Origin of the sequence: Pseudomonas sp. MS646, assembly GCF_036693845.1 — a bacterium.
Classification (GTDB): Bacteria; Pseudomonadota; Gammaproteobacteria; order Pseudomonadales; family Pseudomonadaceae; genus Aquipseudomonas; species Aquipseudomonas chlororaphis_E.
Genome location: NZ_CP144763.1, coordinates 912960 through 938874 on the forward strand (window position 1 = coordinate 912960; position 25915 = coordinate 938874).

The window sequence follows — 25915 nt, forward strand, 5'->3', positions numbered from 1 at the left end:
CCTCAGCCCTGATGAATGCGCTGCTTGAACGTCCGTGCAATGGCCTGCACGCCAGGTTGGTAGTCGTTGTTCTCGATGGCCGCCAGTGCCAACTCCAGGGCTTTTTCGGCGATCAACTGGTGCTGCTGGGACATGGCGTTGACCGGCAGCGGCAGGAAGTCCAGCAACTGCGTATCGCCGAACGTGCCCAGGCGCAGCGGACGCGACTTCAACGGGAAATCATGCAGGGCGTCGAACACCCCTTGCAGCAGCACGTAGGACGTGGTGATCAGCGCGTCGGGCAAGTGGCCCAGGCGCGCGAGCATTTCATCCATCAACTGGCGCCCGCATTCACGGCTGAAAGACTCGCCATGTTCGATCAGCACCTGGCCCTCGAAGCCGGCCAGTGCATCGCGAAAACCCGCGGTCCGTTCCTGGCTGATGCTCAGTTCGGGGCGAGCGCTGATCAGGGCGATCTGCCGAGGGTTCGTTTCCAGCAAACTGCGGGTCAGGTGCAGGCTGGCCTGGCGGTCGTCGCTGATGACCGAGCAGAACTGCGTCGGCTCCATCACCCGGTCGATGGCGATGATCGGGATGCCCTTGGCCTGCAACTGCTGGTAGCTGTCGTCGCCGGCCGGCAGGCAACTGGCGACGATCAGCGCATCGCAGCGCCGGGCGCGGAACAGCTGCAACAATTGCCGTTCACTGTCGGGTGCGTCGTCGGAACTGGCGATCAGCAACTGGTAGCCCCGTGCCCGGGCGCCTTGTTCCAGCAACTTGGCGATGCGTGCGTAACTGGGGTTTTCCAGATCGGGCAGGATGAAGCCCAGCGTGCGGGTATGCCGGCTGCGCAGCCCGGCGGCCTGGGGGTTTGGCGTGAAGCCGTGTTCTTCGACCACCGCACGCACCCGCTCGACGGTCGCGTTGCTGATGCGTTGCTGCTCGGCCTTGCCGTTGATGACATAGCTGGCGGTGGTCACGGACACACCGGCCAACTGGGCGATATCACTGAGTTTCAACCGGTTTTTCCTTGTTTTTCCGGGTTTGACCCGACAATGAGGGCCATCCTACCCGATTCGTGCCGAAGGTCACTGCCGATGGCTGACGACAAGTTGCACTTCAAGGATGAGAGATTATCGAGTAACGTGCCAATCTTTCTAGATTAAACGTTTCAGCAGGCGTATTTTCAAGGCTAGCAGGATTTTTTGGCCGCACTGCCGCGATACCGCCAAAAGCTGTCCTGCAACGCTAAGCTGATTCTTTCAAAACAATACCTGGCGCCGACCGGACGCCAAAAAGGAGAAGGCATGCTCGAGCTCACTCTAGGGCAGATATCCATGGCGCAGACAGCCGTGGATAAAGACGCTGCGTTGCAATTGCTCGCTGACAAACTGGTGGCCGATGGCCTGGTGGCTGACGGCTACCTCGCCGGCTTGCAGGCTCGCGAAGCCCAGGGCTCGACCTTTCTTGGCCAAGGTATCGCCATTCCCCACGGCACTCCGCAAACCCGCGACCTGGTCTACTCCACCGGCGTGCGCCTGCTGCAATTTCCCGAAGGCGTGGACTGGGGCGACGGGCAGATTGTCTACCTGGCCATCGGCATCGCGGCCAAGTCCGACGAGCACCTGCGCCTCCTGCAATTGCTGACCCGCGCCCTTGGCGAGACGGACCTGGGCCAGGCCTTGCGCCGGGCCGGGTCTGCCGAAGCGTTGCTGAAGCTGCTGCAAGGCGCGCCGCAGGAACTGGCCCTGGACGCGCAGATGATCGGCCTGGGCGTGTCGGCCGACGATTTCGAAGAGCTGGTGTGGCGCGGCGCTCGTCTGTTGCGCCAGGCCGATTGCGTGAGCAATGGCTTCGCCGGTGTGCTGCAACAGGTCGAGGCGCTGCCCCTGGGCGATGGCCTGTGGTGGTTGCACAGCGAGCAGACGGTCAAGCGTCCGGGCCTGGCCTTCGTGACTCCGGACAAGCCCATCCGTTACCTGGGCCAGCCGTTGAGCGGCCTGTTCTGCCTCGCCAGTCTCGGCGAGGCCCATCAGAGCTTGCTGGAGCGGCTCTGCGCGCTGCTGATCGAAGGTCGTGGTCACGAATTGGGTCGCGCCACCAGCAGCCGCAAGGTGCTGGAAGTGCTCGGCGGTGAACTGCCTGCCGACTGGCCCAGCGCACGCATCGGCCTGGCCAATGCCCACGGCTTGCACGCGCGCCCGGCGAAGATCCTCGCCCAGTTGGCGAAAAGTTTCGACGGCGAAATCCGCGTGCGCATCGCCGACGGCCAGGACAGCGCCGTGTCGGTCAAGAGCCTGAGCAAGTTGTTGAGCCTAGGGGCCAGGCGCGGCCAGGTCCTGGAGTTCGTGGCCGAGCCAAGCATTGCCGCCGATGCGTTGCCGGCCTTGCTGGCGGCCGTCGAGGAAGGCCTGGGCGAGGAGGTCGAGCCGCTGCCGCCAGCAACGACGCCCGAGCAAAGCCCGATGGCCGACGTCGCGACCGTGGTGCTGGCGCCCGAAGCCGGCAGCCTGATCCAGGCCGTGCCGGCGGCGCCGGGTATTGCCATCGGCCCGGCCCACATCCAGGTGCTGCAAGCCATCGATTATCCGCTGCGCGGTGAATCGGCGGCCATCGAGCGTGAGCGCCTGCAAAACGCACTGGGCCAGGTGCGCCGCGACATCGAGGGGTTGATCGAGCGCGCCAAGGCCAAGGCCATTCGCGAGATCTTCATCACCCACCAGGAAATGCTCGACGACCCGGAGCTGACGGACGAAGTCGACACCCGCTTGAAGTTGGGCGAGAGTGCGCAAGCCGCCTGGATGGGCGTGATCGAAGCCGCCGCGAAAGAACAGGAAGCCTTGCAGGACGCCTTGCTCGCCGAGCGCGCCGCCGACCTGCGCGACGTGGGCCGCCGTGTGTTGGCGCAGTTGTGTGGCGTCGAAACCCCGAGCGAACCCGAGCAACCCTACATCCTGGTGATGGACGAAGTCGGCCCATCCGACGTGGCGCGCCTGGACCCGAGCCGGGTGGCGGGGATCCTGACCGCCCGCGGCGGCGCCACGGCCCACAGCGCCATCGTCGCCCGCGCCTTGGGCATTCCCGCGTTGGTGGGGGCCGGTGAGGCGGTGTTGTTGCTGGCGCCGGGCACCTCGTTGTTGCTCGACGGCCAGCGCGGTCGCCTGCACGTGGAGCCCGACGCCGCCACCCTGCAACGGGCCAAGGAAGAACGCGACACCCGCGAGCAGCGCCTCAAGCTGGCCGCCGAGCAGCGTCACCAGCCGGCGTTGACCCGCGATGGCCACGCCGTGGAAGTGTTCGCCAACATTGGTGAAAGCGCCGGTGTCGGCAGCGCGGTGGAGCAGGGCGCCGAAGGCATCGGGCTGTTGCGCACCGAACTGATCTTTATGGCCCACACCCAGGCGCCGGACGAAGCGACCCAGGAAGCCGAGTACCGCAAGGTCCTCGATGGCCTGGCCGGCCGGCCGCTGGTGGTGCGTACCCTCGATGTCGGCGGCGACAAACCACTGTCGTACTGGCCGATCGCGAAAGAAGAAAACCCGTTCCTCGGCGTGCGCGGCATTCGCCTGACCTTGCAGCGTCCGCAGGTCATGGAAGCGCAACTGCGGGCCTTGCTGCGCTCGGCCGACAATCGTCCGTTGCGGATCATGTTCCCGATGGTGGGCAGCGTCGTCGAATGGCGCCAGGCCCGGGCCATGACCGAACGCCTGCGCCAGGAAATCCCGGTGGCGGACCTGCAACTGGGGATCATGATCGAAGTCCCGTCCGCCGCATTGCTGGCGCCGGTGCTCGCCAAGGAGGTCGACTTCTTCAGCGTCGGCACCAACGACCTGACCCAATACACCCTGGCCATCGACCGTGGTCACCCGACCTTGTCGGCCCAGGCCGATGGCTTGCACCCGGCGGTGCTGCAACTGATCGACATCACCGTGCGCGCCGCCCATGCCCAGGGCAAGTGGGTCGGCGTGTGCGGCGAGCTGGCGGCTGATCCGCTGGCGGTGCCGGTGCTGGTGGGCCTGGGCGTGGACGAGTTGAGCGTTTCGGCCCGCAGCATCGCCGAGGTCAAGGCACGTGTGCGCGAGCTGAGCCTTGCGCACATTCAAACCCTGGCCCAGGAGGCATTGGCCGTGGGCAGCGCCGATGATGTGCGCGCATTAGTGGAGGCGCTGTAATGGCGAAGATTCTTACCCTGACCCTCAACCCGGCGCTCGACCTCACGGTGGAACTGGCGCGCCTGGAACCGGGCCAGGTCAACCGCAGCGACGGCATGCACACCCATGCCGCCGGCAAGGGCGTGAACGTGGCCCAGGTGCTGGCCGATCTCGGCCACACGCTGACGGTCAGCGGCTTTCTCGGCCAGGACAATGCCCAGGCGTTCGAGACGCTGTTCACCCAGCGCGGTTTTGCCGACGCCTTTATTCGCGTGCCGGGTGAAACCCGCAGCAACATCAAGTTGGCCGAACAGGACGGACGCATCACCGACCTGAACGGTCCCGGACCTGTGGTCGACGTCGCCGCGCAGCAAGCGTTGCTCGATCGGCTGGAACACATTGCCCCTGGCCATGACGCGGTGGTGGTGGCAGGCAGCTTGCCCCGCGGTGTCAGCCCGCAGTGGTTGCAGGCCTTGATCACACGTTTGAAGGAACTCGGCCTGAACGTCGCACTCGACACCAGTGGCGAGGCCTTGCGCGTTGCGCTGGCGGCGGGGCCGTGGCTGATCAAACCGAACACCGAGGAACTGGCCGATGCGCTGGGGTGCGAGGTGGTGAGTGAGCGGGCCCAGGCGCAAGCGGCGCAGCGCCTGCATGCCCAGGGCATCGACCATGTGGTGATTTCCCACGGTGCCGATGGCGTGAACTGGTTCAGCGTCGGCTCGGCCCTGCATGCCACGCCGCCCAAGGTCAGCGTCGCCAGCACGGTGGGCGCCGGGGACTCGCTGCTGGCCGGCATGCTGCACGGCCTGCTGGGTGCGCAAGCCCCGGAGCAGACCCTGCGCACCGCCACCGCCATCGCGGCCATGGCGGTCACGCAGATCGGTTTCGGCATTCGCGACACCGCGCTGCTGGCGTCGCTTGAACAGGGTGTGCGCGTGCGCCCCCTGACAGAACAATAAGAGGGTTCGCGAGATGAAATTAGCCATTGTGACGGCCTGCCCGAACGGCATGGTCACCAGTGTGTTGTGCGCCCGCCTGCTGGATGCGGCGGCGCAGCGCCAAGGGTGGAGCACCAGCGTCGAGGTGCATGACGCGGCTCATCCGGAGCGCCAATTGTCGGCGGCAACCCTCGAAGCGGCCGAATGGGTCTTGCTGGTGGCCACCGGACCGGTGGACCTGTCGCGGTTCGTCGGCAAGCGCCTGTTCCGCAGCACTCCGGCCCAGGCCCTGCAAGACGTCGATTCGCTATTACGGCGCGGCGCCGAAGAAGCCCAGGTGCTGGTCGAGTCGCAGGTGGCGGAAGAGGCGCCGGGCGCTTCGGCCGAACGGGCGCCGCGCCTGGTCGCCATCACCGCGTGCCCGACGGGCGTTGCCCACACCTTCATGGCCGCCGAGGCGTTGCAGCAGGCCGCGAAGAAGCTCGGTTATGACCTGCAAGTGGAAACCCAGGGCTCGGTGGGCGCGCGCAATCCGTTGAGCGCCGAAGCCATTGCCGAGGCCGATGTGGTGCTGCTGGCCACTGACATCGAAGTCGCCACCGAGCGTTTCGCCGGCAAGAAAATCTACCGTTGCGGCACTGGCATTGCCCTGAAACAGGCTGAAGCCACGCTGAACAAGGCCTTGGTCGAAGGCCGCCAGGAAAGCGTTTCGAGCAGCGCCGCCGGCCCGGCCAAGTCGGAGAAGACCGGGGTCTACAAACATTTGCTGACCGGCGTGTCGTTCATGCTGCCGATGGTGGTGGCGGGTGGTTTGTTGATTGCGTTGTCGTTCGTGTTCGGCATCACGGCCTTCAAGGAACCTGGCACGCTGGCCGCCGCGCTGATGCAGATTGGTGGCGACACCGCCTTCAAGTTGATGGTGCCGTTACTGGCCGGCTACATCGCCTATTCCATCGCCGACCGTCCGGGCCTTGCGCCCGGGATGATCGGCGGGATGCTGGCGAGTACCCTGGGCGCCGGCTTCATTGGCGGGATCATCGCCGGTTTCCTGGCCGGTTACGCGGCCCAGGCGATCAACCGCTACGCACGCTTGCCCCAGAGCCTGGAAGCGCTCAAGCCGATCCTGATCATTCCGCTGCTGGCGAGCCTGTTCACCGGCCTGGTGATGATTTACGTGGTCGGCAAGCCGGTGGCGGGCATGCTCGAAGGCTTGACCCATTTCCTCGACAGCATGGGCACCACCAACGCCATTCTGTTGGGCGTGCTGCTGGGCGCGATGATGTGCATCGATCTCGGCGGGCCGATCAACAAGGCCGCCTATGCGTTCTCGGTGGGCCTGCTGGCATCGCAAAGCTATGCGCCGATGGCCGCGACCATGGCCGCCGGGATGGTGCCGCCGATTGGCCTGGGCATCGCCACCTTCATCGCCCGCCGCAAGTTCGCCCAGACCGAGCGCGAGGCCGGCAAGGCGGCGCTGGTATTGGGGCTGTGCTTCATCTCCGAAGGTGCGATCCCGTTCGCCGCCAAGGACCCGCTGCGGGTGATCCCGGCCAGCATCGCCGGTGGTGCGTTGACCGGTGCGCTGTCGATGTACTTCGGCTGCAAGCTCATGGCGCCCCACGGTGGACTGTTCGTGATGCTGATCCCCAACGCCATCAACCATGCGCTGTTGTATTTGCTGGCGATCGTGGCGGGGAGCCTGGTGACCGGCGTGGCGTATGCGCTGCTCAAGCGGCCTGAAGCAGTGGAGATGGCGTTGGAGCCGGCCAAGGCCTGATTACGTTCCAGAAGACTGAACCCCCCCTGTGGGAGCGAGCTTGCTCGCGATAGCGGTGTGTCAGTTGACGATGATGTCATCTGACACACCGCTATCGCGAGCAAGCTCGCTCCCACAGGGGGTTATGGCGTGTTTATAAAACCTGTCACACCCGATTCACACACCCATGCTTAAGTCTCCCTAATTCAAGGGAGAACACCATGAGCGAATTCGACCGGGACCGGCGTCGTGTGATACAGGCCGTGGGCGCAGGATTATTGTTGCCGGGGTTGGCGCCGGTGGTGATGGCTTCGGTCAAGGATCGCCCGGTGCTGACCGACGGTGTGCAGTCCGGCGATTTGCAGGGCGATCGGGCGATGATCTGGAGCCGCAGCGACCGCCCGGCGCGGATGGTGGTGGAGTGGGACACCCGCAGCCAATTTCGTAATCCGCGGCGGGTGGTTTCGCCATTGGCCGACCGCCGCAGCGACTTCACCGCTCGGGTCGAGCTCACCGGCTTGCCGCCCGACCAGGCGATTTTCTACCGGGTGCGCTTTGAAGATGCCCAGAGCGGCGTCGCCAGCGAGCCCTGGTTCGGCCATCTGCGCAGCGCGCCGCAGTTCAAACGCAACATTCGCTTTGTCTGGAGCGGTGACACCGTCGGCCAGGGCTTTGGCATCAACCCCGACATCGGCGGCATGCGCATCTACGAAGCCATGCGCCTGCGCCTGCCGGACTTCTTCATCCACAGCGGCGACACCATCTACGCCGACGGTCCGGTGCCGGCGCAAATCACCACCGAAGGTGGCCGCGTCTGGCGCAATCTCACCACTGAAGCCAAGAGCAAGGTCGCCGAGACCCTGGATGAATATCGCGGCAACTACCGCTACAACCTGATGGATGAAAACGTGCGGCGCTTCAACGCCGAGGTGCCGCAGATCTGGCAGTGGGACGACCACGAAGTGGTCAACAACTGGTCGCCCGGCAAGCAACTGGACGAGCGCTACCAGACCAAGGATATCCACAGCCTGGTGGGGCGTGCGCGGCAGGCCTGGCTGGAGTACGCGCCGATGCGCCTGCAGAAGGCCGATAACGGTGGGCGGATCTATCGCAAGCTCGGCTACGGGCCGATGCTGGATGTGTTCGTACTCGACATGCGCAGCTACCGCGAAGCCAACGACGCCAACCTCGGCGCGGCCAAGCCGTTCCTCGGGCGCGAGCAGTTGAATTGGCTCAAGCGCGAATTGAAGCAGTCCCGGGCCCAATGGAAGGTCATCGCCGCCGACATGCCCATCGGCCTCGGCGTGCCTGATGGCGAGGTCAGCCCCGGCGTGCCGCGCTGGGAAGCGGTGGCCAACGGTGACCCGGGGCAGGCCCAGGGCCGGGAAGTGGAAATCGCCGAACTGCTCGGCTACCTGCGCAAGCATCAGGTGCGCAACTACGTCTGGCTCACCGCCGATGTCCATTATTGCGCGGCCCATCATTATCACCCGGAACAGGCGGCGTTCCAGGATTTCGTGCCGTTCTGGGAATTCGTCGCCGGGCCGTTGAACGCCGGCAGCTTCGGCCCCAACGCCCTGGACAAGACCTTCGGCCCCGAAGTGGTGTTCCAGAAGGCGCCCCCCGCCCAGAACGCCTCGCCGTTTGCCGGCTACCAGTTCTTTGGCGAGGTGAACATCGACGGACAGAGCGGGGCGATGAGCGTGGTGTTGCGGGATCTGGAAGGGGTGGCGGTGTTCGAGAAGAAGTTGGAGCCGGTTTGACCCAAGGCTGACCGGGATTCCCTGTGGGAGCGGGCTTGCTCGCGAATGCGTCGTGTCAGTCATGCATCTATCAACTGACACACCGCTTTCGCGAGCGAGCTCGCTCCCACAGGGGATCGTGTTGCCTGGGCGGTCAGTAGACGTCCCGCCGATAGCGTCCCTGTTCGATCAGTTGCTCCACGGCCTCACGTCCCAGCGCCTCGTTGAGCACCTGGTCCACGCCCGATGCCATGCCTTGCAAGCTGCCGCAGACGTAGATCACCGCGCCGTCGGCCAGCCATTGCTTGAGCCGTGCGGTGGATTCGCGCAACCGGTCCTGGACGTAGATTTTCTCCGGCTGGTCCCGAGAGAACGCCAGGTCCAGGTGTTCCAGGTCGCCCGAGGTGACCCATTCCTGCAACTCATCGCGGCAGTGGAAATCATGTTCGCGCTGGCGCTCGCCAAACAGCAGCCAGTTGCGCTGCATGCCTTCGGCGACGCGGGCCTTGAGCAGGCTGCGCAGGCCGGCCAGGCCGGTGCCGTTGCCGAGCAGGATCATCGGCACGCCCTGGGGCGGCAGGTGGAAGCTGCTGTTGCGGTGTACCCGCAGGCTGATGGCGCTGCCCAGCGGCGCATGTTCAGTGAGCCAGCCGGAACCGATGCCCAGGCTGCCGTCGGCGTGACGCTCCTGGCGCACGATCAGCTCCAGCACGCCGTCGGCCGGGATCGAGGCGATGGAGTACTCACGCATCGCCAGCGGTGCCAGGGCATCCACCAGTGCCTGGGCGTGCAGGCCCACCAGGTGGGCGCGGTTTTCCGGCAGATGGCGGGTGGCCAGGGCTTGTTCGAGCGTCTGAGTCAAACCATCGAGCTGGACGCGGGCGTGGCCGGCGATGCCGAGGCCGTCGAGGAAGTGCTCGATGGCCCACGGGTCATTGCGCGGCAGCACGTGCACCAGGTCACCGGCCAGCCAACTGCTCGGGCCGGGCGCCGTGAGGCCCAGCAGGTACACGCCCGCGCCGCTGCTGTCGGGGTTGAGCAGGGTGCGTTGGCTCAGCGTCCATGGCTCGAAGGCGGGCGCTTGCCAGGTGTCGGCGGGCGCCTGGCCGGTCAAGTCGGCCAACTGTTGCTGCCAGTGGCGCAGAGCGTACGGGTCGCCGCTGTCGACTTCCACCGGGGCGAACAGCGTCTTGCCGCCATAGGCCGACAGCCAGGCGTGCAAGCGCCGGGCGAAGCCGCAGAAGTGTTCATACTGGCGATCGCCCAGGCCCAGCACCGAGTACTGCAGGCGTTCCAGGCTCAGGGCGCGGCCCAGTACCTTGCGTTCGAAACCGCGGGCACTGTCCGGCCCTTCGCCGTCACCGAACGTGCTGACGACGAACAGCGCGTGGGTGGCGTTGCTCAGGTCCTGCTCGCTGACCCCGGCCAGGGCCTGGACCTTGACCGGCAACCCGGCGGCCTGGAGCTGGCCGGCGGTCTGCCAGGCCAACTGCTCGGCGAAGCCGCTCTGGCTGGCGAAGCCGATCAGCCAGGCCGGCCCGGCGCCCGGCTGGGTAACCAGTTCCTGGCGAGCCTGCCGGACCTGGCGCTGCTTGCGGCGCCGGTCCAGGTACAACAACCAGCCGGTGATGAAGAATAGCGGCATGGCGAGGGCGGCGACCGTCACCAGAATCCGCCCGACCAGGCCGAAATAGCTGCCAACATGCAACGCATAGACGCTGGTGAGCAATTGCGCCTTGAAGCTCTTGTCGCTGTAGCGGCTGTGCCGGCTGATGGCGCCGGTGGCCGGGTCGAGCATGAGCTGGTTCAGGGCCCGGTCATGGGGCGAACTCTTCAGCAGATAGAACACCGTGGCCGGTTGCCCGGCCACGGGCGGCATGCGCACGTTGTAGGCGGACAAGTCCGGGCCGGCCGCGCTGTAGATGCTGCTCCACATGGCGCGGTAGTCGGCCACCGGCGGCGGGCCCTCAGGCGCCGGGCCGCGATTGCGCGCGCGTTCTTCCTGGGGGGCATCGGAGAACAGGCGGGTCACGCCTTTGTTGTACCAGTCGTAGGACCAGGTCAGCCCGGTCAGGGCCGCCAGCAGATAGAACAGCAGGCACCAGGTACCGGCCACCGAGTGCAGGTCCCAATTGAAGCTGCGACCTTTCTTGGCCCAGTCGAGGGTCAGCCAGGCGCGCCAGTTGCGCCATTGGCGTGGCCAGCGCAGGTACAGGCCCGACAGGCAGAAGAACACCAGGATCAACGTGCAGGCGCCGGTGATTTGCCGGCCCACTTCGTCGAGGGTCAACACGCGGTGCAACTTGAGCATCAGGCCGAAAAAATCCTGGCCTACCACGTCACCCATGAACTGGGCGGTGTAGGGGTTGAAATAGCGCATGGCCCCGCGCTTTTCCCCGGGCGGCGCGGTGAAGATCACCCGCGCGGCGTTGCCGTTGTCGGTCTCGACCCAGAGCATGGCGACGGTCTTGCCGGACGCGGCTTCGATCTGTTCCACCAACTCGGCGGGGGGCAGCACGCCGGCCGGTTGTTTCTCGACTGTCAGCACCTGGGGGTTCAATGCCCGCAGGATCTCGTCCTGGAACGACACCATCGCCCCGGTGATGCCCATCAACGCCAGGACCAGCCCGGCACTGATGCCGAAAAACCAGTGCAACTGGAACAGGGTTTTCTTCAACACGTCGCCGCCTCGTTCATTCATTACTGTTCATCACGGCGCGCATTATGCCGTGTGTTATCGAGAACCATTCATAAACACGCATAAAAGCCCCACTCATGCGGATGAGTGGGGCTTTTATGCGTGGAGCGAATGGTCATCTTGTGGGAGCGGGCTTGCTCGCGAAGGCGCAGTGTCAGGCAACCTGTTCGTCGACTGACTCGCCGTCTTCGCGAGCAAGCCCGCTCCCACAGCTCCTCAGGCTGACCATTGAGCCGGGTTCCTGGCTCCTATCAGAAGTGGAAGTTGGTACTCAGCAACGCGGTGCGCCCGGCCGCCTGGTTGGCGAAGTGGGTCGAGAACGCTTTGTCGTAGTAGGTTTCGTCGGTCAGGTTCTGCACGTTGAGCTGCAGGTCCAGGTGCTTGTTGACCTTGTAGTTGGCCATCGCGTCGTAACGCACGTAGGCGTCGACCTGGGTGGTATTCGCCACGTTGCCGAACACGTCGTCGACATAGAACGCGCCGCCGCCAATGGTCAGCTTCGAGGTGAGCGCGTAGGTGGTCCAGATGCTGGCGCTGTTCTTTGGCGTGTTCGGCAGTTCGTTTCCGTCGGTGGTGCTCATCGGGCCGCCATCGACTTGCTCGCTGTCCAGGTAGCTGTAGCCCGCGAAGACCTGCCACTTATCGGTGATCTTGCCGCTGGCCGACAGTTCGAGGCCGTCGACGCGGGTCTTGCCGGCGTTCTCGTACGTGGTGGTGTCGACCTGGACCCGGGCGTTGTCTTTCTCCGTGCGGAAGATCGCCGCGGTCAGCGAGAGGCGGGCGTCGAGCAGGTCCCACTTGGTGCCGATCTCGTAGTTCTTGGTGGTTTCCGGTTCCATGTCGCTGGCCAGCAGGTTGCCGCTGCGGTCCGGCGTGCCGCCCAACGGATTGCCTTCGGTGCCTTCGCCGACCATGTTGCCTGGCGGTGTGGCCGATGTGGCGTACGAGGCGTAGAGACTGCCGTTGTCCGCCGGTTTCCAGACCAGGCCGAACTGGCCGGTGATGAACTCGCTGGTGTCATCGCCCTTGGACGTGGTGGTGCCAGCGGCGTTGTAGGTCTTGTACTTCGTGTCGAAATGGTCGTAGCGCAAGCCCATGTTCACCAGCCATTGCGGCGACAGCTCCAGGGTATCGAACACATAGAGCGCGCGGGTGACGCTGGTGGTGTCGGTGCCGGCGTAGTTGCGTGCAATCGTGCCGTTCCACGGGTCATTGGGATTCGGGTTGGAGAGCGAAGTGCAGTTGTAGCCGCTCGACGCGCCGACCATCGACGGCGTGCAGTTGGTGTTCGCTGCCGTGGTCCCCGGCACCGTGTCGGTGTTGACGGTGTAGGAAGACTTTTCACCTTTCTCGCGGCTCAGCTCGATCCCGGTGGAGAAACTGTTCTTGAAGCCGGCGACGTAGAAGTCACCGAACAGGTCGGTCTGGTTGGTGGTGGTGTCGACGTTGCTCACGCGGCTATTGGCCCGGCGCCAGACCGTGCCGTTGTTGACGTTGCCCTTGCTGTCGTCAGGTTGGGTCAGGATGTAGTCCTGCATGCTCGAACCGTGGCGCAGGGTGTTCTTGAGCGTCAGCGCGTCGCTCAAATCGTGCTCGATGGCGAAGGTGGCCGTGTCGGTGCGGGTCTTGCGAAAGTCCCGGTCGGTGAGGCCGTAGAAGTTGCTGCTGTCGCCGCCGTCGTTGGGCTTGTCCGGGTTGGCCTTGGTGCGGTCGGCCGTGCGGCCCGAGGCCGGTACGGTGTAGGGGATGCCCGAGTCTGGCAGGTCGTTGCTTTCCAGGTGGTAGTAATCGAGGTTGACCCGGGTATCGGTGCCCAGGCCGAACGCCAGCGATGGCGCGATGCCCCAGCGGTCGTAGTCGACCTTGTCGCGGCCGGCGACATTGCTTTCATGGCTCATCAGGTTGAGGCGGCCGGCGGCGGTGTCGCTGAACTGATAGTTGCCGTCCAGGGTGTAGCGCTGGGTCTGGTCCGAGCCCCAGGTGAAGCCGCCGTCGAGGCTGTCGCCCAGGTGCGCTTTCTTGCTGACCAGATTGATCGTCCCGCCTGCGGCACCGCGCCCGCCGACGGCGGAGTTCGGGCCTTTGCTCACTTCAATCGATTCCACGGCGAAGATCTCGCGGCTCTGCGAACCGGTGTCGCGCACGCCGTCGAGGTAGGTGTCGCCCTGGGCATCGAAACCGCGGATGAACGGACGGTCGCCCTGAGGGTTGCCCCCTTCACCGGCACCGAAGGTGATGCCGGGCACGGTGCGTAAGGCGTCCTGCATGTTCAGTGCGCCCGTATCCTTGAGCACCTGTTGCGGGATGACGGTGACCGAGCGTGGCGTGTCCACCAGCGGCGCGGTGTATTTCGGGGAAGAGGCTTTTTCGACCTGATAGGACGTCGCGTCCAGACCCTGGCCGGTGATGCGGGTGGCGTCCAGGGCGATGGCGTTGCGCGGGGCGTTCTCATCGGTGTCCTGTGCGGCCTGGGCCACGTGCGTCGCGGACGTTGCACTGAGGGCAACGCCGATGGCCGACGCCAGCAGGCGAGGTGAGTTGACCGGTGATGGTGTGGGTTGACGCGACATGAAAAATTCCTTCCCCCAAGGATTCGAGGCCGCGGAATATAGGGTAAACAGGGTTTTGTATCAATTGCGAAATATTGCTATTTGAGAGGAATTTACATTCTTTACAATTTGCCTTTACGGCTGCTCCAGGGTGCGACATCGACGGGGGTTGTGCACAGCCAATAAGAATCACTACCATTGGCGCCCCATTTTATCCACAGGTCCAAATGCCATGTTGCTGCACATTCCCGGCGTGTTTTCTCCTGAAGAAGTGCAGCGCATCCGCGAGGCGCTGGAGCAGGCCGAGTGGGCGGACGGCAAGGTCACGGCGGGTTTCCAGTCGGCCAAGGCCAAGCACAACCTGCAGTTGCCCGAGGGCCATCCGCTGGCCAAGGAGATCGGTGCCGCGATGCTGGACCGGCTGTGGAAAAACCCGTTGTTCATGTCGGCCGCGCTGCCGCACAAGGTGTTCCCGCCCCTGGTGAACTGCTACACGGCGGGCGGCAATTTCGATTTTCATATCGACAACGCGGTGCGCCAGCCCAAGGGCAGTGCCGAGCGGGTGCGCACCGACCTGTCGGCCACGTTGTTCTTCAGCGATCCGCAGGACTATGACGGCGGCGAACTGGAAATCCAGGACACCTATGGCACCCAACGGGTCAAGTTGCCGGCCGGGGACATGGTGCTGTATCCGGGTACCAGCCTGCACAAGGTCACCCCGGTCACCCGCGGCGCACGTTATGCCTCGTTCTTCTGGACCCAAAGCCTGGTGCGCGAAGACAGCCAGCGGGCGCTGCTGTTTGAAATGGACGGCGCGATCCAGCAACTCACCCAGGACATGCCCGATCACCCCTCGTTGATTCGCCTGACCGGCACTTATCACAACCTGCTGCGCCGCTGGGTCGAGGTGTAAGTGACGGACTTTCGTCTGCGCCGCCAGGAAGTGCTCGACACTGATGCGCTCACGACCATGCTCGACGAAAGCCCGGCGCGGGCCGCCCAGGCGATCCTGGTCGCCGCCCGTGAGGGGGTGCTCGAAGCCCAGGCCCTGCTCGGGCAGATCCTGCTCGACGGCCAGGGCATCAGCCGCGATGGGCCGCTGGCCCTGCGCTGGTTCAGTATTGCCGCCGGGCGCGGGCACCTGATGGCGCGCAACATGCTCGGGCGCTGTCATGAACACGGCTGGGGCTGCACCGCCGATGCGTCGATCGCCGCCAGGCATTATCGCCAGGCCGCCGAGGCAGGCCTGGACTGGGCGATGTACAACTACGCCAACCTGTTGGCGACCGGGCGTGGTGTACCTGAGGACCAAGGCCAGGCGCTGCGTCTGTACCGTCGTGCCGCCGAACAGGGGCACGCGAAGTCGATGAACCTGCTGGGCCGTTACCTGGAAGAGGGGCGTGCCTGTCCAGCGGACCCGGTTGCCGCGGCCCAGTGGTATCGACGTTCAGCCGAAGGCGGTGATTTTCGCGGGCAGTTCAGCCATGGCTGCGTGTTGCTGGCCGGCCACCGGGTCGACGAAGGACTGGCCTGGCTGCGGCGCGCCCTGGAGGGCGGCAATCTCAATTTCCTGCGGGTGGCGGTGCACACCTTGGCCCGGGCACAGATGCCGGTGTTGCAGCCTTTGGTCGAGGCCTATCAGGCGCGTATCGCGGTATTGGATCAAGGTGCCGTTGCGTAATAGCCGAACGGGTTATTTATCTATTCATACTTGAATGTCGTCGCTTGCTATAAGCGGTTGGCGGGTTTGTAGTATCCGCTAATGTTTGCATTGTTTTCGCGCTTTGACTTCATTTGCTTCGATCGACTAGTGTCCGAGCGGCTGTATGTAACTTGTACTTCGTTCGGCAGCGTTTAGTTAATGGTTGTCGGTCAATCGATAATTAAAGGATTAATTATGAATACCCATGCTGTGTGGAGCGAGGCACTTGAAGATGCTTCGTCCGAAGAGATCACCCTGTTTGCGCAATTGGCGCCGAAGACGCTGTCCAACGCCTCGGCACCGACCCAGGAAGGCGAGTCCCGTGGCAAGGGCCTGTTGCTGACCAAGAAACAGATCATCGACCTGAGAAAGTATGAGTCGGCTGCCCTGGCGCTGCCCTATCACGTGGCCGATGTGAAGGATTACCTGAATTTCGGTGATCCTGCCGGGGGCGGGGCGGGGCTGCGCGTCGACGACTTCGTCAAGACCTTCCGCGCCACCCGTACCCACGCCCGCCGCTGGTCGCCCCTGCGTGAATCGATCATGCTGACCGGCAGCCAACTGAAGTTGTTTGCCGCCAGCATGGCCATTTACGAAAGGTCCATGGAGGAAGTCTATGACGATGTCCGGGCCGCCCGGTTACTGGATAAAAATAATATTGAAACCCTGGAACAGCTAAAACAACTGGAGTTGGAACTGGGGGGTAAGTTTCCCGGTATTGACTTGCCGCCGGGCACGGTGGAAGACATCGGTTACTACCTGGATCAGATCTACAAGAAAGTGGGGGATAATCTCAAGGTCGTTAAAAGCATCAAGTTGGCACTGGATTACTTTGGCTATGACTTGCGCCAACACATCCTGCCGGAGATCAAACTACGCCTCAGCTTGATTGGCAGTACGTTGTTGCCGGCCGAAGTCGAGATGCTCAAGCGACAGGTCGATGACCGGGCCTTGCGCATCGAAGAGAAAAATACCGAATACGCCAATGCCGTGGAGCGGTCCCTCGGTGCGGCCACGGGCATGAACCTGATCGGCCTGGCGCTGGCCATTTACCTGGGGGTGGAGGCCGAAAACATCCGCGCCGAACGCAACCGCCTGTACCAGGAGCAGGAAGCGGCCATTGAAGAGCTACGGGGCAAACACCAGACCCTGGGTTCCCTGAGCCGGGTCAAACACGACCTGCAAGGCCTTGAACTGGTGGCGATCGACGCCGACATCGCCACGCAGAACCTGATGCACGTCTGGAATGTCATGCACCTTTACATCCAGTCCTCCCAGGATGCGGTGGCCAAGATCACTGATGCCCTCAGGCTGCGCCTGTTCATGCAGGCCTTCCGGGCAGTGGCCTCGCCGTGGAAGCAGATCGAGCACGATGCGGATGCCCTGATCGCGGTGTTCAAGGAAGCCGACGAGGAATACGAGCGTGTCTATGGCATCAGGACACGCGCCGCGTTTGCCATGCTGCCGAACACCGATTACCCGACGGTCGATACCGGCATCCTGGCCGACAGCAACCGGCTGATGAGGGACGGCGCCGTTCAATCCCGCGTGCTGTTCATCCGCTGGAATTACCTGCCGCAACTGCATCAACGGTTCGATGCCCTGGTGCTCGGCGTGGACAACAGCAGCGATGTGCTCAAAGAGGTGGCGCTGAGCACCCGGATGGCCCTCGAAGGCCGGGTGCGTCGCTTGCAGGCGCTGGACAAGGAGCTGGCAAGCGCCCTGGACGAGCAGGATGTCCAGGACATCGAGGCGGACCGCGCCGGGGAGCTGGCGCAGATGAGTCGCTGCGTGACGCAGTCCACTCGGCAGCTCAGCGATCAGTTGTCGACCATCCGCGACGTGTTCGACCGACGCCTGAGCTTGGGCTTCGTCGAAGACATGGAACGCGAACAACACCGCGTCGAGGCTGGCCTCAAGCGTCTGGAAGACGAGCGGGCCGAGCGTCAAAAGGCCCGTGGCCTGGCCAGCGACGCCATCGGCCTGCTCAAGACGGGTGGTATCGAAGCGATTGGCAACGACCTGGTGCTGACCCTGGAGCACGTGACGAAACTCGGTATCGCGCCACCGGAGGTCCAACTGATCATGCAGGCGATCGAGCAACTCAAGAAGACCCTGGCACAGGTCGGCGAAGGGGTTCGTTTCCTCGACCTGGTACGCGCGCGCGACCAGTTGGTCGGGAAAATCCAGGCGCTGGACGCCGATATCGACAAGCTCCACAGCCAGCTCAACGCCCTGAAGGGCAAGGTCCAGTTCATCCGGGTCATTCATGGCATCGACGATGAGCGCCAGCGCTATGTGGGCCAGTACCAGGGCGTGGTCGCGGCTTACCGCTCGTTCGCCCGGTTGATCGAGGCCAATGCCTACCTGGCGCAAGAGCAGCGCAGCCTCGACCTGATCCACCAGGCGCAGCGGTTCATGGCGTTCCTGGCGCCGCTGGCCTTGCCCTTGGCGCTGCATGGATGACGCCCACGGCGGGGAGGGAGCATGGTCGATTTTCTGTTGGACGAGAAACACTTCTCGGCGTTGGGCGAATACATCGGTTTCCTGAGCGACCTGCCGTGCAGTCTGGCGGAAATCGAGCAGTTCTCCGGTCTGTTCCGCCGCTCGGGGCATGTGTTGCTGACGCCCCCCGATGCGCAGGCACTGACCCGCGCCGCGACGGACAATCAAAACCGTTGGAACGCGATTGTCTGTGTGGTCCCGTCGTTGGGTTTCATGGTGCATCGGCTGGTCGAGAAAACCGCTACCTTCGTGGCAGAGTTCGAGCAGGTGGCCCGGGATGCCATGCTGGCGACCGATCCCCCGTTGCTCGGCGACCTCGACCCGTCGCGCTTCTCGCCGGTCAACGTCGGTGCACAGGGGAGCAATCGCACCGCCAGCGTCATGCAACTGATCGACAACCTCTGTCGGCGGCTGGATGAATGTGCGGCCGCGGGTGCTCGCCTCAAGGCCTTGATCGTGAGCGTCTCACAGACCATCCACAGTCTGTTCGTGCGTTTCATCGATTCGTTGACGCTCAGGCTCTGTGCCTGTCATGGGCCGGTGCCCAAGATCGAGGTCTACTACGCCTTGGGGCGGATCAGCCTGCCCGGCATGCAGTACGATGCGGGCGCGCAGCATTCCCAGGCGCAGCGCAAGGCATTGGCGCAAGCACACCTGAAAGCGTTGAACGGGCTCTATGTGCGTTCGACGTCGGCGGCGAACAACATTGCCGACCTGTGCCATCGCCTGGGGTATTTCCTGACCCAGGTGAAGCTCGAACTGCAAACCCATGATCGACAGCAGAGTCTGCGCCGAGCAAGGACTTCGTTCGCTCAGTTGGCCTATCCGCTGGCGCAATTGAGGGCGATGGCCCACGCCTTGCGAGCGATGCCGTTGCGAGTGGAGGCGGGGTGATTGACCGTTCCCACGCAGGTGCGTGGGAACGTTCTGACGGGCGTCGATTTATACGTAGAAGGATTTCAGCGGCGGGAAGCCATTGAATTCCACCGCGCTGTAGCTGGTGGTGTAGGCACCGGTCGACAGCCAGTACAGGCGATCACCGATGGCCAGGTTCAGCGGCAAGCCGTACTTGTAGTTCTCGTACATGATGTCGGCGCTGTCGCAGGTCGGGCCGGCGATGACCACTTCTTCCATCTCGCCTTTCTTCTCGGTCCAGATCGGGAACTTGATGGCTTCGTCCATGGTTTCGATCAGGCCGGAGAACTTGCCCACGTCGGTGTACACCCAACGCTCGACGGCGGTGCGCGATTTACGCGCCACCAGCACCACTTCGCTGACCAGGATGCCGGCGTTGGCAATCAACGAACGGCCCGGTTCCAGGATGATTTCCGGCAGGTCGTCGCCGAAGTCTTCCTTGAGGAAGCGAATGATTTCTTCGGCGTAGGTTTCCAGGCTGTTGGTGCGGGTGATGTAGTTGGCCGGGAAGCCACCGCCCATGTTGATCAGCTTGAGCACGATGCCGTCTTCTTCCTTGAGACGCTCGAAGATGACCTTGACCTTGGCGATCGCGGCGTCCCAGACGCTGATGTCGCGCTGTTGCGAGCCGACGTGGAACGAAATGCCGTAGGGCACCAGGCCCAGGTCGCGGGCCAGGATCAGCAGGTCCATGGCCATGTCGGTCTGGCAGCCGAATTTGCGCGACAGCGGCCAGTCAGCCGTGGTCGAGCCTTCGGTGAGGATGCGCACATAGACTTTCGAGCCCGGCGCGGCCTTGGCGATGTTGCGCAGGTCGGCTTCGGAGTCGGTGGCATACAGGCGCACGCCCTTCTCGTAGAAGTAGCGGATGTCCTTGGATTTCTTGATGGTGTTGCCGTAGCTGATCTGGTCTGGCGTGACGCCGCGGCTCAGGACCTTGTCCAGCTCATAGATCGAGGCGATGTCGAAGTTCGAGCCTTTTTCCTTGAGCAGGTCGATGATTTCCACCGCCGGGTTGGCCTTCACGGCGTAGTAGACCTTGGCGAACTCGAAACCGGCGCGCAAGTCGTCGTAGGCCTGGGCAATCATCGCGGTGTCGATCACCACGAACGGGGTTTCCTGCTTGTCGGCGAACGCTTTCATCTTCTGGAAAGTTTCGCGCGCGAAATAATCTTCGACCTGGATCGACATACTTGGGACTCCTACTGGCAAACATCAGGATCAATGGGTGTGAAGGCCGGGTAGCCTTCGTGAACGTCCTCCGTATCCCCACTTTGGTTCGCCTACTTCCCAAGGCATTGCCGCCGAAAGCAAAAAGGCCATCCAGGTCGTTTGAGAGCTACTGCGCTTGGCAATACTGCGTTGGAAAGAGGCTCGGAATGCTCATTTACAATCAGTAAACTCCGCTTCCTCGCCTCTTCCCGCCTTGTCTTGCCTGCGCTCGCTACGCTCTCAAACGACCTGGATCTAGGGATGCCCTTGGCCTTGCTGTCTCGTCGTCAGTACTTGAGCCGGATGGATCGTTTCCAGCATGGACGTTCGGCGCGAACTTTAGGGCGTGAGGGGCCTGAGATCAACTAAAAATGTCGCGTTTTTGCACACATCCGTCGTGCGGGCGGCGACAGCTCCTGATGTAACCGACCTGCATGACAGATTGATGTTCCCCTGGATCGGTCAATGACGGCGCTCGCTGCGATACAGGTTCGAGGTTTGGGGTCTGTGTGGGGCGAGCGCGCTTACTCGCGCTGAGGTGCATAGCGGCCCCAAAAGGTGGTCATTACGCAACCGAGCGGGAGCAGGCTCCTGGCTACAGGGACAGGCGTAGCTCATTTGTTGATCAATGACCCGCCTGTTATGAGGAAAACGTTTAATTAACCTCGATTGACTGTCACTTCTGACAGTAGGCGCTCGCCCAAGATTACCGAATACTCAAATCCAGACAGTCGTTCTTCATGATTTTAATGCTGCGGATACCGGCTTATATCCGGCGCGCGGCGTATTGAATTGTGCCTTGAATCACTGCGGATTTTGCGATGTAGAGAACTCCAGGAGAGGGACATGCGCAAGTATCGGGTCATCTTGAACGCTTCTTTAATGATCGGACTCTTCACCAGTTGCGGCTTGTCACAGGCCGACCCGGGAACGGACACGGCGAAGTTGATGGAGTACTGGTATCGCTTGACTGCTCGCGATTGTGGCAGCGGCAGGTTGGCGTCCGATTGTTCAGGTCTGATACTTCGCGGGATCGCCAGTAAACAAAGTTACTTGCCCTGGGATGCCAGTCCGTTTTCACACAGCGTTGAAGCCGGCGGAAGCGGTCTTTCGGCCGGTGGCACATCGGTTTCCTACTTGAGGAAGGACGTTGAGTTCAACGGGCTGGGAATGCTCCGCTACAACGGCTTTGCGCTGACGCCCAATGATTTCGTGGACGACAAGACCCAGTTCAAGATCAAGGTGCTCTGCGCGTTTGTCATCGACTCCTGGACCAATTATCGGAACAACAACGGTTGCGGTGATTACCAGGAGAATGGCAATACCCTGGGCGTCGTCGAGGACTACTGCCAGAAGCTGAGCATCAGCAACCCCAAGGCCTGGATGGAACACTACGATCGCCAGACCCAGGACCCCGAGGTGACGAAAGCCCACCGCTTCCAATGCGGTTTCGATACGACCCGGGATTACTTCGGCAGCTATAACAAGGCCGACGCATTGAACACCTTTGTCGAGGCTCGCAAGGTGCTGGCCAAGGACCCGGAGGAGCAGGGCGATGCGATAAACACCCAGTCCGAGTTGCGGATCGAAACCTGGCCGGATAACAAGTACTGGAACAGGGACTGGAGCAGCCAGGACCGCAAGAAGTTCGACGCGCCTGTCGCCAGTGACAGCGATTCAGCAAAAGCCACGCGCCTGGAACTTCCCATCGCCGCGTTCATTTATGAAAGTGGCGTGGATTACATCGACAGAACGACCCGGGCGTTCACCGCCCGCGACTTCGCCCGTGATGACCAACGCCGTTGGGTGGAGCAGGGTAATGCCTGGAAGCCGATCATCAAGGTTCAATTTCCTCGTTCTATCGGCGAAGACGCGAAGTTTGCCTACTATCCGGTCGATCAACAGATACCCGCCCCCGCGGACAGCCGTTCTTGTGATAACTACATCGAAAAACTCGAGTGGGATAACAACTATGTAGAACCGGTGCTGGGAACGATCTCCTCGCTCAAGATCACGCCCACGGCGTGTGGCAGAAAAGCCGGTGTCGGGAAAACCAATGTGGTGTTGGCCGAGTTGGCGATCAAGGCCGCAGCGCTCGATCCGAATCGCAAGGATTGGAATTTCGACAACATGGGCAGCAGCATGCGCCGCCAACTGGCTTGCCACCTCGACTCTCCGGACATCGCCGAGAACAAGCCCACCTGGAGCATTGAGCCCGCCCGTCCCTACGTGCCCCATGACGTGATCATGAAGTTGCCGGGTGACAACAGATGTAATCCGCATTGAACGCAGGGGCCAGGCTGTCTGACCCGCCTCTGTGAGGGGCAGACGGCCCGGCCCGGGTGATGACCGGCCTTCCAGGTGACGAGCATGGCGAATCTCAGCCGCAAAAAATCGGTAAAGCTGTTCTTTTTGACGGGTTGCATGATTATCTCGTTGCAGTCCCTTGCTGAAACGCTCACGGGCGCGGCCCTGCAATCGGGCGAAGAGACGGCCGCCGACTTGACCCGCCGTTACTACGATACGGCGCTCAACTGCGGTTCGCCGACGGCACCGGCCTTTCTATGCTCGGGGGTGGTGGCACGCACGACCTACGCGGGCAACTTCGACCCTTGGGACCATAGCGAGTTTTCCAGGACGACCGGGGCCGTTTCGTTTTCCTACCTGCGCGCCGATGCCCGGTTCGGCGCAGCGCCCTGGGGCACTAACGACGCCAAGCATGGCTATATCTTTTACCCCATCCTCCAGACGCCGCCGGGTAAGGCCAAGCCTTCGGTCATCTGTTATTTCCCTTACGACGGCGCCACCCTCTACCGCAGCAAGCCAGGGGCCTACGGTTGCCGGGACAGCATCACGCAGTTCGTCTACCCACAGAGCAAGCCCTGCAATGAACAGAATATTTTCACCGCCAAAGCCTGGTTGGCGCATTTTCGCAAGGTGGCCTACGGTAACCCCGCCAGTTGTGCGTGGATGGTCAACGATGGGTTGAATGAGCAAGCCACCGCCAACTTCAATGCCGGCTTGCAAGTGCGAAAGGACGTTGAACTCGAGGCCGGTGGCGCCGATTTCAACTTCAAGAACCACAACGAACTTCGAATCGAGGCGTGGCCGGAAAAAAATCCGACCCCGTTGCCCATCCAGGCGTTTTTCTGGATCTCGGGCTCCAACGATCTGGAGGCCGCCAGGACCGACCAGAAGAAATACTTCGAACGGACCCAGGGGCTGGTCGTCCCCATTGTCCGGGTGACACTGCCGCCCGGTCCGAAGGAGCATTTCAGCTTTCAATACGTCAGTGCCGACCAGGCGATCAACCCGGTGGTGCCGGCCACCGCGTGGGGCGCGCCCGGCGTGCCCAAGGCCTACAGTTCAGCCACGGGCGAGCGCTTGAGTATCAAGAATATCTACCGGGACGATTACCTCGCCGTGCAATTGCCGCTCAGTGGCCTGGGGGCTGCCGATACGGTAAGCGTGCAGTGGCGAGGGCGGGTGCCGTACAGCAGCCCGCCGGTGCGTTATGGTGACCTGCCTGCCGACAAGCAGGTGTTGATTCCCCGTCCCGAAGTGGTCGACAGCGTCGGGCTGACGGTGCCGGTGAGCTACACCGTCAAGAAAGGTGGCGTCGGCGAAACCCAGACGTCCGCCGTGTTGTACCTGGCCGTTGATCCCCAGGCCCTGGACCTTCCAGCGCCCGGTTACTCGGCCGGCACGGTGATCATCTATTCACCCGCCCCAGTGGGCTCGACGCTACGCGTACGGGCCATGGGACAGACCATCCTCGATACGGGCAGCCAACTCGTCACCGCCGGCCAGGCCAATCGCTTCGTGCTCGACCCGGCCTGGGTGGCGCAAAACCGAGGAAGAACGGTGTTGATCAACTACTCGGTCTTCACCAACCTGAGCCCGCAGTGGCTGTTTTCCCGGGTCCTCAGGGTTTCGCTGTAACGCTCAGCCGGCTGCCACTTCGGCCGGCGACACGATGCTGGTCTTGCCGCCCCGCGAGCGTCCGGAGCTCAGGTATTCGGCGATGGATTCCTGGGTCACCTCGCCGAGGAAGACCCGTTCGGCGTCCATCACCGGCAGCCACGAGCGGTTGAACTCGTACATACGCGACAGCAGGATCCGCAAGTGTTCGTCGTAGGCCGCCGTGGCGTTGAACTCGCGCAGGAACTGCGCGCAAGTACCGGTCTGACGGTGCAGGTCACGGCGGCGTACATAGCCCAGCGCCTTGTTCTGGGCGCAGGTCACCACCACGTGGCGCCGGTCATGTTCGTCCATCAATTCCAGCGCCTCGGCCACCGGGGTTTCCGGGCTCACCGACGGGGCGTTGTCGGCCGCGTCCTCGGCCTTGACCAGCAGCAGTCGCTTGAGGGTGCTGTCCTGGCCAACGAAGTTGCTGACAAAGTCATCGGCCGGGTGCGCCAGCAGCGTGTCCGGGTGATCGCACTGGATCAGCTTGCCTGCGCGGAAAATCGCAATCTTGTCGCCCAGCTTGATGGCTTCGTCGATGTCGTGGCTGACCATGATCACGGTCTTGTTCAGCGCCCGTTGCATCTCGAAGAACTCGTTCTGGATCATCTCGCGGTTGATCGGGTCCACCGCGCCGAAGGGCTCGTCCATCAGCAGCAACGGCGCATCGGCCGCCAGGGCGCGGATCACGCCGATCCGCTGTTGCTGGCCACCCGACAGTTCCCGTGGGTAGCGGTGCAGGTACTGCTTGGGTTCGAGCTTGATCATGCTCATCAGCTCGCGGGCGCGGTCGTGGCATTTCTGCTTGTCCCAGCCGAGCAGCTTGGGCACCACCACGATGTTTTCCTCGATGGTCATGTTCGGGAACAGGCCGATCTGCTGGATCACATAGCCGATGTTGCGGCGCAGGGTCACCTCGTCGAGCCCGGTGGTGTCTTCGCCGTTGATCAGCACCTTGCCCGAGGTGGGCGGGATCAAGCGGTTGATCATCTTCAGCGTGGTGCTCTTGCCACACCCCGATGGCCCGAGGAACACGCAGATCTCGCCTTCATTGACGGTCAGGTTCACCGAGTCCACGGCCTTCACATCCTTGCCGTTGCTCTTGAAGGTTTTGCTGAGGTTTTGAAGTTCGATCATTTGAGGAGTCCTTTTGGAGTCAGCGAGCGTTGCAGCCATTGCAGGAGCAGGTCGGCGAAGATGGCCAGGAGGCTGACCAGCACGGCGCCGACGATCAGCATCGACATGTCGCTGCGGCTGATGGAAGCGAGGATGAGCACGCCCAGGCCACCGGCACCGATGGTGGCGGCGATGGTCATGACGCCGATGTTCATGACCACGGCGGTGCGCACGCCAGCCAGGATCACCGGCACGGCGATGGGCAACTCGACCATGCGCAGGCGCTGGCCGAAGGTCATGCCGATGCCGCGGGCGGCTTCACGGATGCCGGGTTCGACACCCGTGAGGGCCAGGTAGGTGTTGCGCATGATCGGCAACAGGGAATACAGGAACACGGCGGTGATCGCCGGCATCGGCCCCAGGCCCTGGCCGAACTTGGAGTAAAACGGCAACAACAGGCCGAACAGTGCAATCGACGGGATCGTCAGCAGCACCGTCGCGCTGGCTTGCAACGGACCGGCCAGCGCCGGGAAGCGGGTCATGAAAATGCCCAGGGGCACACCGATGAAAATCGCCAGGCTCACGGCGATGCCCACCAGCGTGACGTGCTGCCAGGTCAGGTGCATCACTTGCTGCCAATCGAGATGGGAAAAGGCGTTCAACAGTTCCATGGCTTTTCCTCC

16 protein-coding genes are annotated in these 25915 nt (G+C 63.0%); 10 read left to right on the forward strand and 6 right to left on the reverse strand.

Going from position 1 to position 25915, the window contains the following annotated elements; genetic code table 11:
* Window positions 1-2 precede the first annotated feature (2 nt).
* Window positions 3-998 (reverse strand): catabolite repressor/activator, encoded by a 996-nt coding sequence (gene cra / locus V3H56_RS03890; RefSeq protein WP_042729974.1) that lies wholly within the window; start codon window positions 996-998, stop codon window positions 3-5.
* A 288-nt stretch (window positions 999-1286) separates the two neighbouring features.
* Here cra and ptsP point away from each other — a divergent pair, with 288 nt between their 5' ends.
* The 4 genes from ptsP (at window position 1287) to V3H56_RS03910 (ending at window position 8590) form a co-directional block, all read left to right on the forward strand.
* Window positions 1287-4151, forward strand: coding sequence for a phosphoenolpyruvate--protein phosphotransferase (gene ptsP, locus V3H56_RS03895; RefSeq protein WP_338474243.1), 2865 nt, complete (start codon window positions 1287-1289; stop codon window positions 4149-4151).
* Window positions 4151-5092: a 1-phosphofructokinase gene (gene pfkB / locus V3H56_RS03900; RefSeq protein ID WP_042729972.1), complete on the forward strand. Its 942-nt coding sequence runs from the start codon at window positions 4151-4153 to the stop codon at window positions 5090-5092. The genes ptsP and pfkB overlap by 1 nt, the downstream gene beginning before the upstream one ends.
* A 13-nt stretch (window positions 5093-5105) precedes the next feature.
* Entirely contained in the window at window positions 5106-6848 is a 1743-nt protein-coding gene (locus tag V3H56_RS03905; RefSeq protein WP_042729971.1) for a PTS fructose-like transporter subunit IIB, read from the forward strand.
* 200 nt (window positions 6849-7048) lie between these two features.
* Window positions 7049-8590 carry an alkaline phosphatase D family protein gene (locus V3H56_RS03910; protein WP_047738344.1) on the forward strand — a complete coding sequence of 514 codons (1542 nt, stop codon included), beginning with the start codon at window positions 7049-7051 and terminating at the stop codon, window positions 8588-8590.
* 133 nt (window positions 8591-8723) lie between these two features.
* On the opposite strand, the gene V3H56_RS03915 is transcribed toward V3H56_RS03910, so the two are convergent.
* A complete protein-coding gene (locus tag V3H56_RS03915; RefSeq protein ID WP_047739540.1) occupies window positions 8724-11249 on the reverse strand; it encodes a sulfite reductase flavoprotein subunit alpha in 2526 nt (841 codons plus the stop codon).
* A gap of 269 nt (window positions 11250-11518) precedes the next feature.
* Window positions 11519-13837 carry a TonB-dependent siderophore receptor gene (locus V3H56_RS03920; RefSeq protein WP_047738342.1) on the reverse strand — a complete coding sequence of 773 codons (2319 nt, stop codon included), beginning with the start codon at window positions 13835-13837 and terminating at the stop codon, window positions 11519-11521.
* A 211-nt stretch (window positions 13838-14048) separates the two neighbouring features.
* On the opposite strand from V3H56_RS03920, the gene V3H56_RS03925 reads away from it, so the two are divergent.
* The 4 genes from V3H56_RS03925 (at window position 14049) to V3H56_RS03940 (ending at window position 18917) form a co-directional block, all read left to right on the forward strand.
* Window positions 14049-14729: a Fe2+-dependent dioxygenase gene (locus tag V3H56_RS03925; RefSeq protein WP_042729968.1), complete on the forward strand. Its 681-nt coding sequence runs from the start codon at window positions 14049-14051 to the stop codon at window positions 14727-14729.
* A gap of 57 nt (window positions 14730-14786) precedes the next feature.
* Entirely contained in the window at window positions 14787-15497 is a 711-nt protein-coding gene (locus V3H56_RS03930) for a tetratricopeptide repeat protein (protein ID WP_042729977.1), read from the forward strand.
* A gap of 216 nt (window positions 15498-15713) precedes the next feature.
* Window positions 15714-17984: an alpha-xenorhabdolysin family binary toxin subunit A gene (locus V3H56_RS03935; protein ID WP_338474244.1), complete on the forward strand. Its 2271-nt coding sequence runs from the start codon at window positions 15714-15716 to the stop codon at window positions 17982-17984.
* A gap of 21 nt (window positions 17985-18005) precedes the next feature.
* Window positions 18006-18917: a hypothetical protein gene (locus V3H56_RS03940; RefSeq protein WP_338474245.1), complete on the forward strand. Its 912-nt coding sequence runs from the start codon at window positions 18006-18008 to the stop codon at window positions 18915-18917.
* Between the two features lie 48 nt (window positions 18918-18965).
* On the opposite strand, the gene V3H56_RS03945 is transcribed toward V3H56_RS03940, so the two are convergent.
* Window positions 18966-20129 (reverse strand): type III PLP-dependent enzyme, encoded by a 1164-nt coding sequence (locus V3H56_RS03945; RefSeq protein ID WP_042732281.1) that lies wholly within the window; start codon window positions 20127-20129, stop codon window positions 18966-18968.
* An 867-nt stretch (window positions 20130-20996) separates the two neighbouring features.
* Between V3H56_RS03945 and V3H56_RS03950 the strand changes: the two genes are divergently transcribed.
* Window positions 20997-22436: a DUF2599 domain-containing protein gene (locus V3H56_RS03950; protein ID WP_047738337.1), complete on the forward strand. Its 1440-nt coding sequence runs from the start codon at window positions 20997-20999 to the stop codon at window positions 22434-22436.
* A 138-nt stretch (window positions 22437-22574) separates the two neighbouring features.
* Entirely contained in the window at window positions 22575-24092 is a 1518-nt protein-coding gene (locus tag V3H56_RS03955) for a hypothetical protein (protein WP_212803413.1), read from the forward strand.
* 3 nt (window positions 24093-24095) lie between these two features.
* Here the strand turns inward: V3H56_RS03955 and V3H56_RS03960 are convergent, their stop codons facing one another.
* Both V3H56_RS03960 and V3H56_RS03965 read right to left on the reverse strand, forming a co-directional pair.
* Window positions 24096-25253, reverse strand: coding sequence for an ABC transporter ATP-binding protein (locus V3H56_RS03960; RefSeq protein WP_042731842.1), 1158 nt, complete (start codon window positions 25251-25253; stop codon window positions 24096-24098).
* Window positions 25250-25903: an ABC transporter permease gene (locus V3H56_RS03965; protein ID WP_042731843.1), complete on the reverse strand. Its 654-nt coding sequence runs from the start codon at window positions 25901-25903 to the stop codon at window positions 25250-25252. Before V3H56_RS03965 ends, V3H56_RS03960 begins: the two co-directional genes overlap by 4 nt.
* Window positions 25904-25915: the final 12 nt, after the last annotated feature.

Excerpts from the sequence above, each read along its gene's own strand:
- V3H56_RS03955 (WP_212803413.1), top strand. The coding sequence starts at position 22,575 with ATGATTATCTCGTTGCAGTCCCTTGCTGAAACGCTCACGGGCGCGGCC.
- V3H56_RS03910 (WP_047738344.1), top strand. The coding sequence starts at position 7,049 with ATGAGCGAATTCGACCGGGACCGGCGTCGTGTGATACAGGCCGTGGGC.
- V3H56_RS03905 (WP_042729971.1), top strand. The coding sequence starts at position 5,106 with ATGAAATTAGCCATTGTGACGGCCTGCCCGAACGGCATGGTCACCAGT.
- V3H56_RS03945 (WP_042732281.1), bottom strand. The coding sequence starts at position 20,129 with ATGTCGATCCAGGTCGAAGATTATTTCGCGCGCGAAACTTTCCAGAAG.
- V3H56_RS03925 (WP_042729968.1), top strand. The coding sequence starts at position 14,049 with ATGTTGCTGCACATTCCCGGCGTGTTTTCTCCTGAAGAAGTGCAGCGC.
- pfkB (WP_042729972.1), top strand. The coding sequence starts at position 4,151 with ATGGCGAAGATTCTTACCCTGACCCTCAACCCGGCGCTCGACCTCACG.
- V3H56_RS03930 (WP_042729977.1), top strand. The coding sequence starts at position 14,787 with ATGCTCGACGAAAGCCCGGCGCGGGCCGCCCAGGCGATCCTGGTCGCC.
- V3H56_RS03960 (WP_042731842.1), bottom strand. The coding sequence starts at position 25,253 with ATGATCGAACTTCAAAACCTCAGCAAAACCTTCAAGAGCAACGGCAAG.
- V3H56_RS03965 (WP_042731843.1), bottom strand. The coding sequence starts at position 25,903 with ATGGAACTGTTGAACGCCTTTTCCCATCTCGATTGGCAGCAAGTGATG.
- V3H56_RS03950 (WP_047738337.1), top strand. The coding sequence starts at position 20,997 with ATGCGCAAGTATCGGGTCATCTTGAACGCTTCTTTAATGATCGGACTC.
- V3H56_RS03935 (WP_338474244.1), top strand. The coding sequence starts at position 15,714 with ATGAATACCCATGCTGTGTGGAGCGAGGCACTTGAAGATGCTTCGTCC.
- V3H56_RS03920 (WP_047738342.1), bottom strand. The coding sequence starts at position 13,837 with ATGTCGCGTCAACCCACACCATCACCGGTCAACTCACCTCGCCTGCTG.
- V3H56_RS03940 (WP_338474245.1), top strand. The coding sequence starts at position 18,006 with ATGGTCGATTTTCTGTTGGACGAGAAACACTTCTCGGCGTTGGGCGAA.
- ptsP (WP_338474243.1), top strand. The coding sequence starts at position 1,287 with ATGCTCGAGCTCACTCTAGGGCAGATATCCATGGCGCAGACAGCCGTG.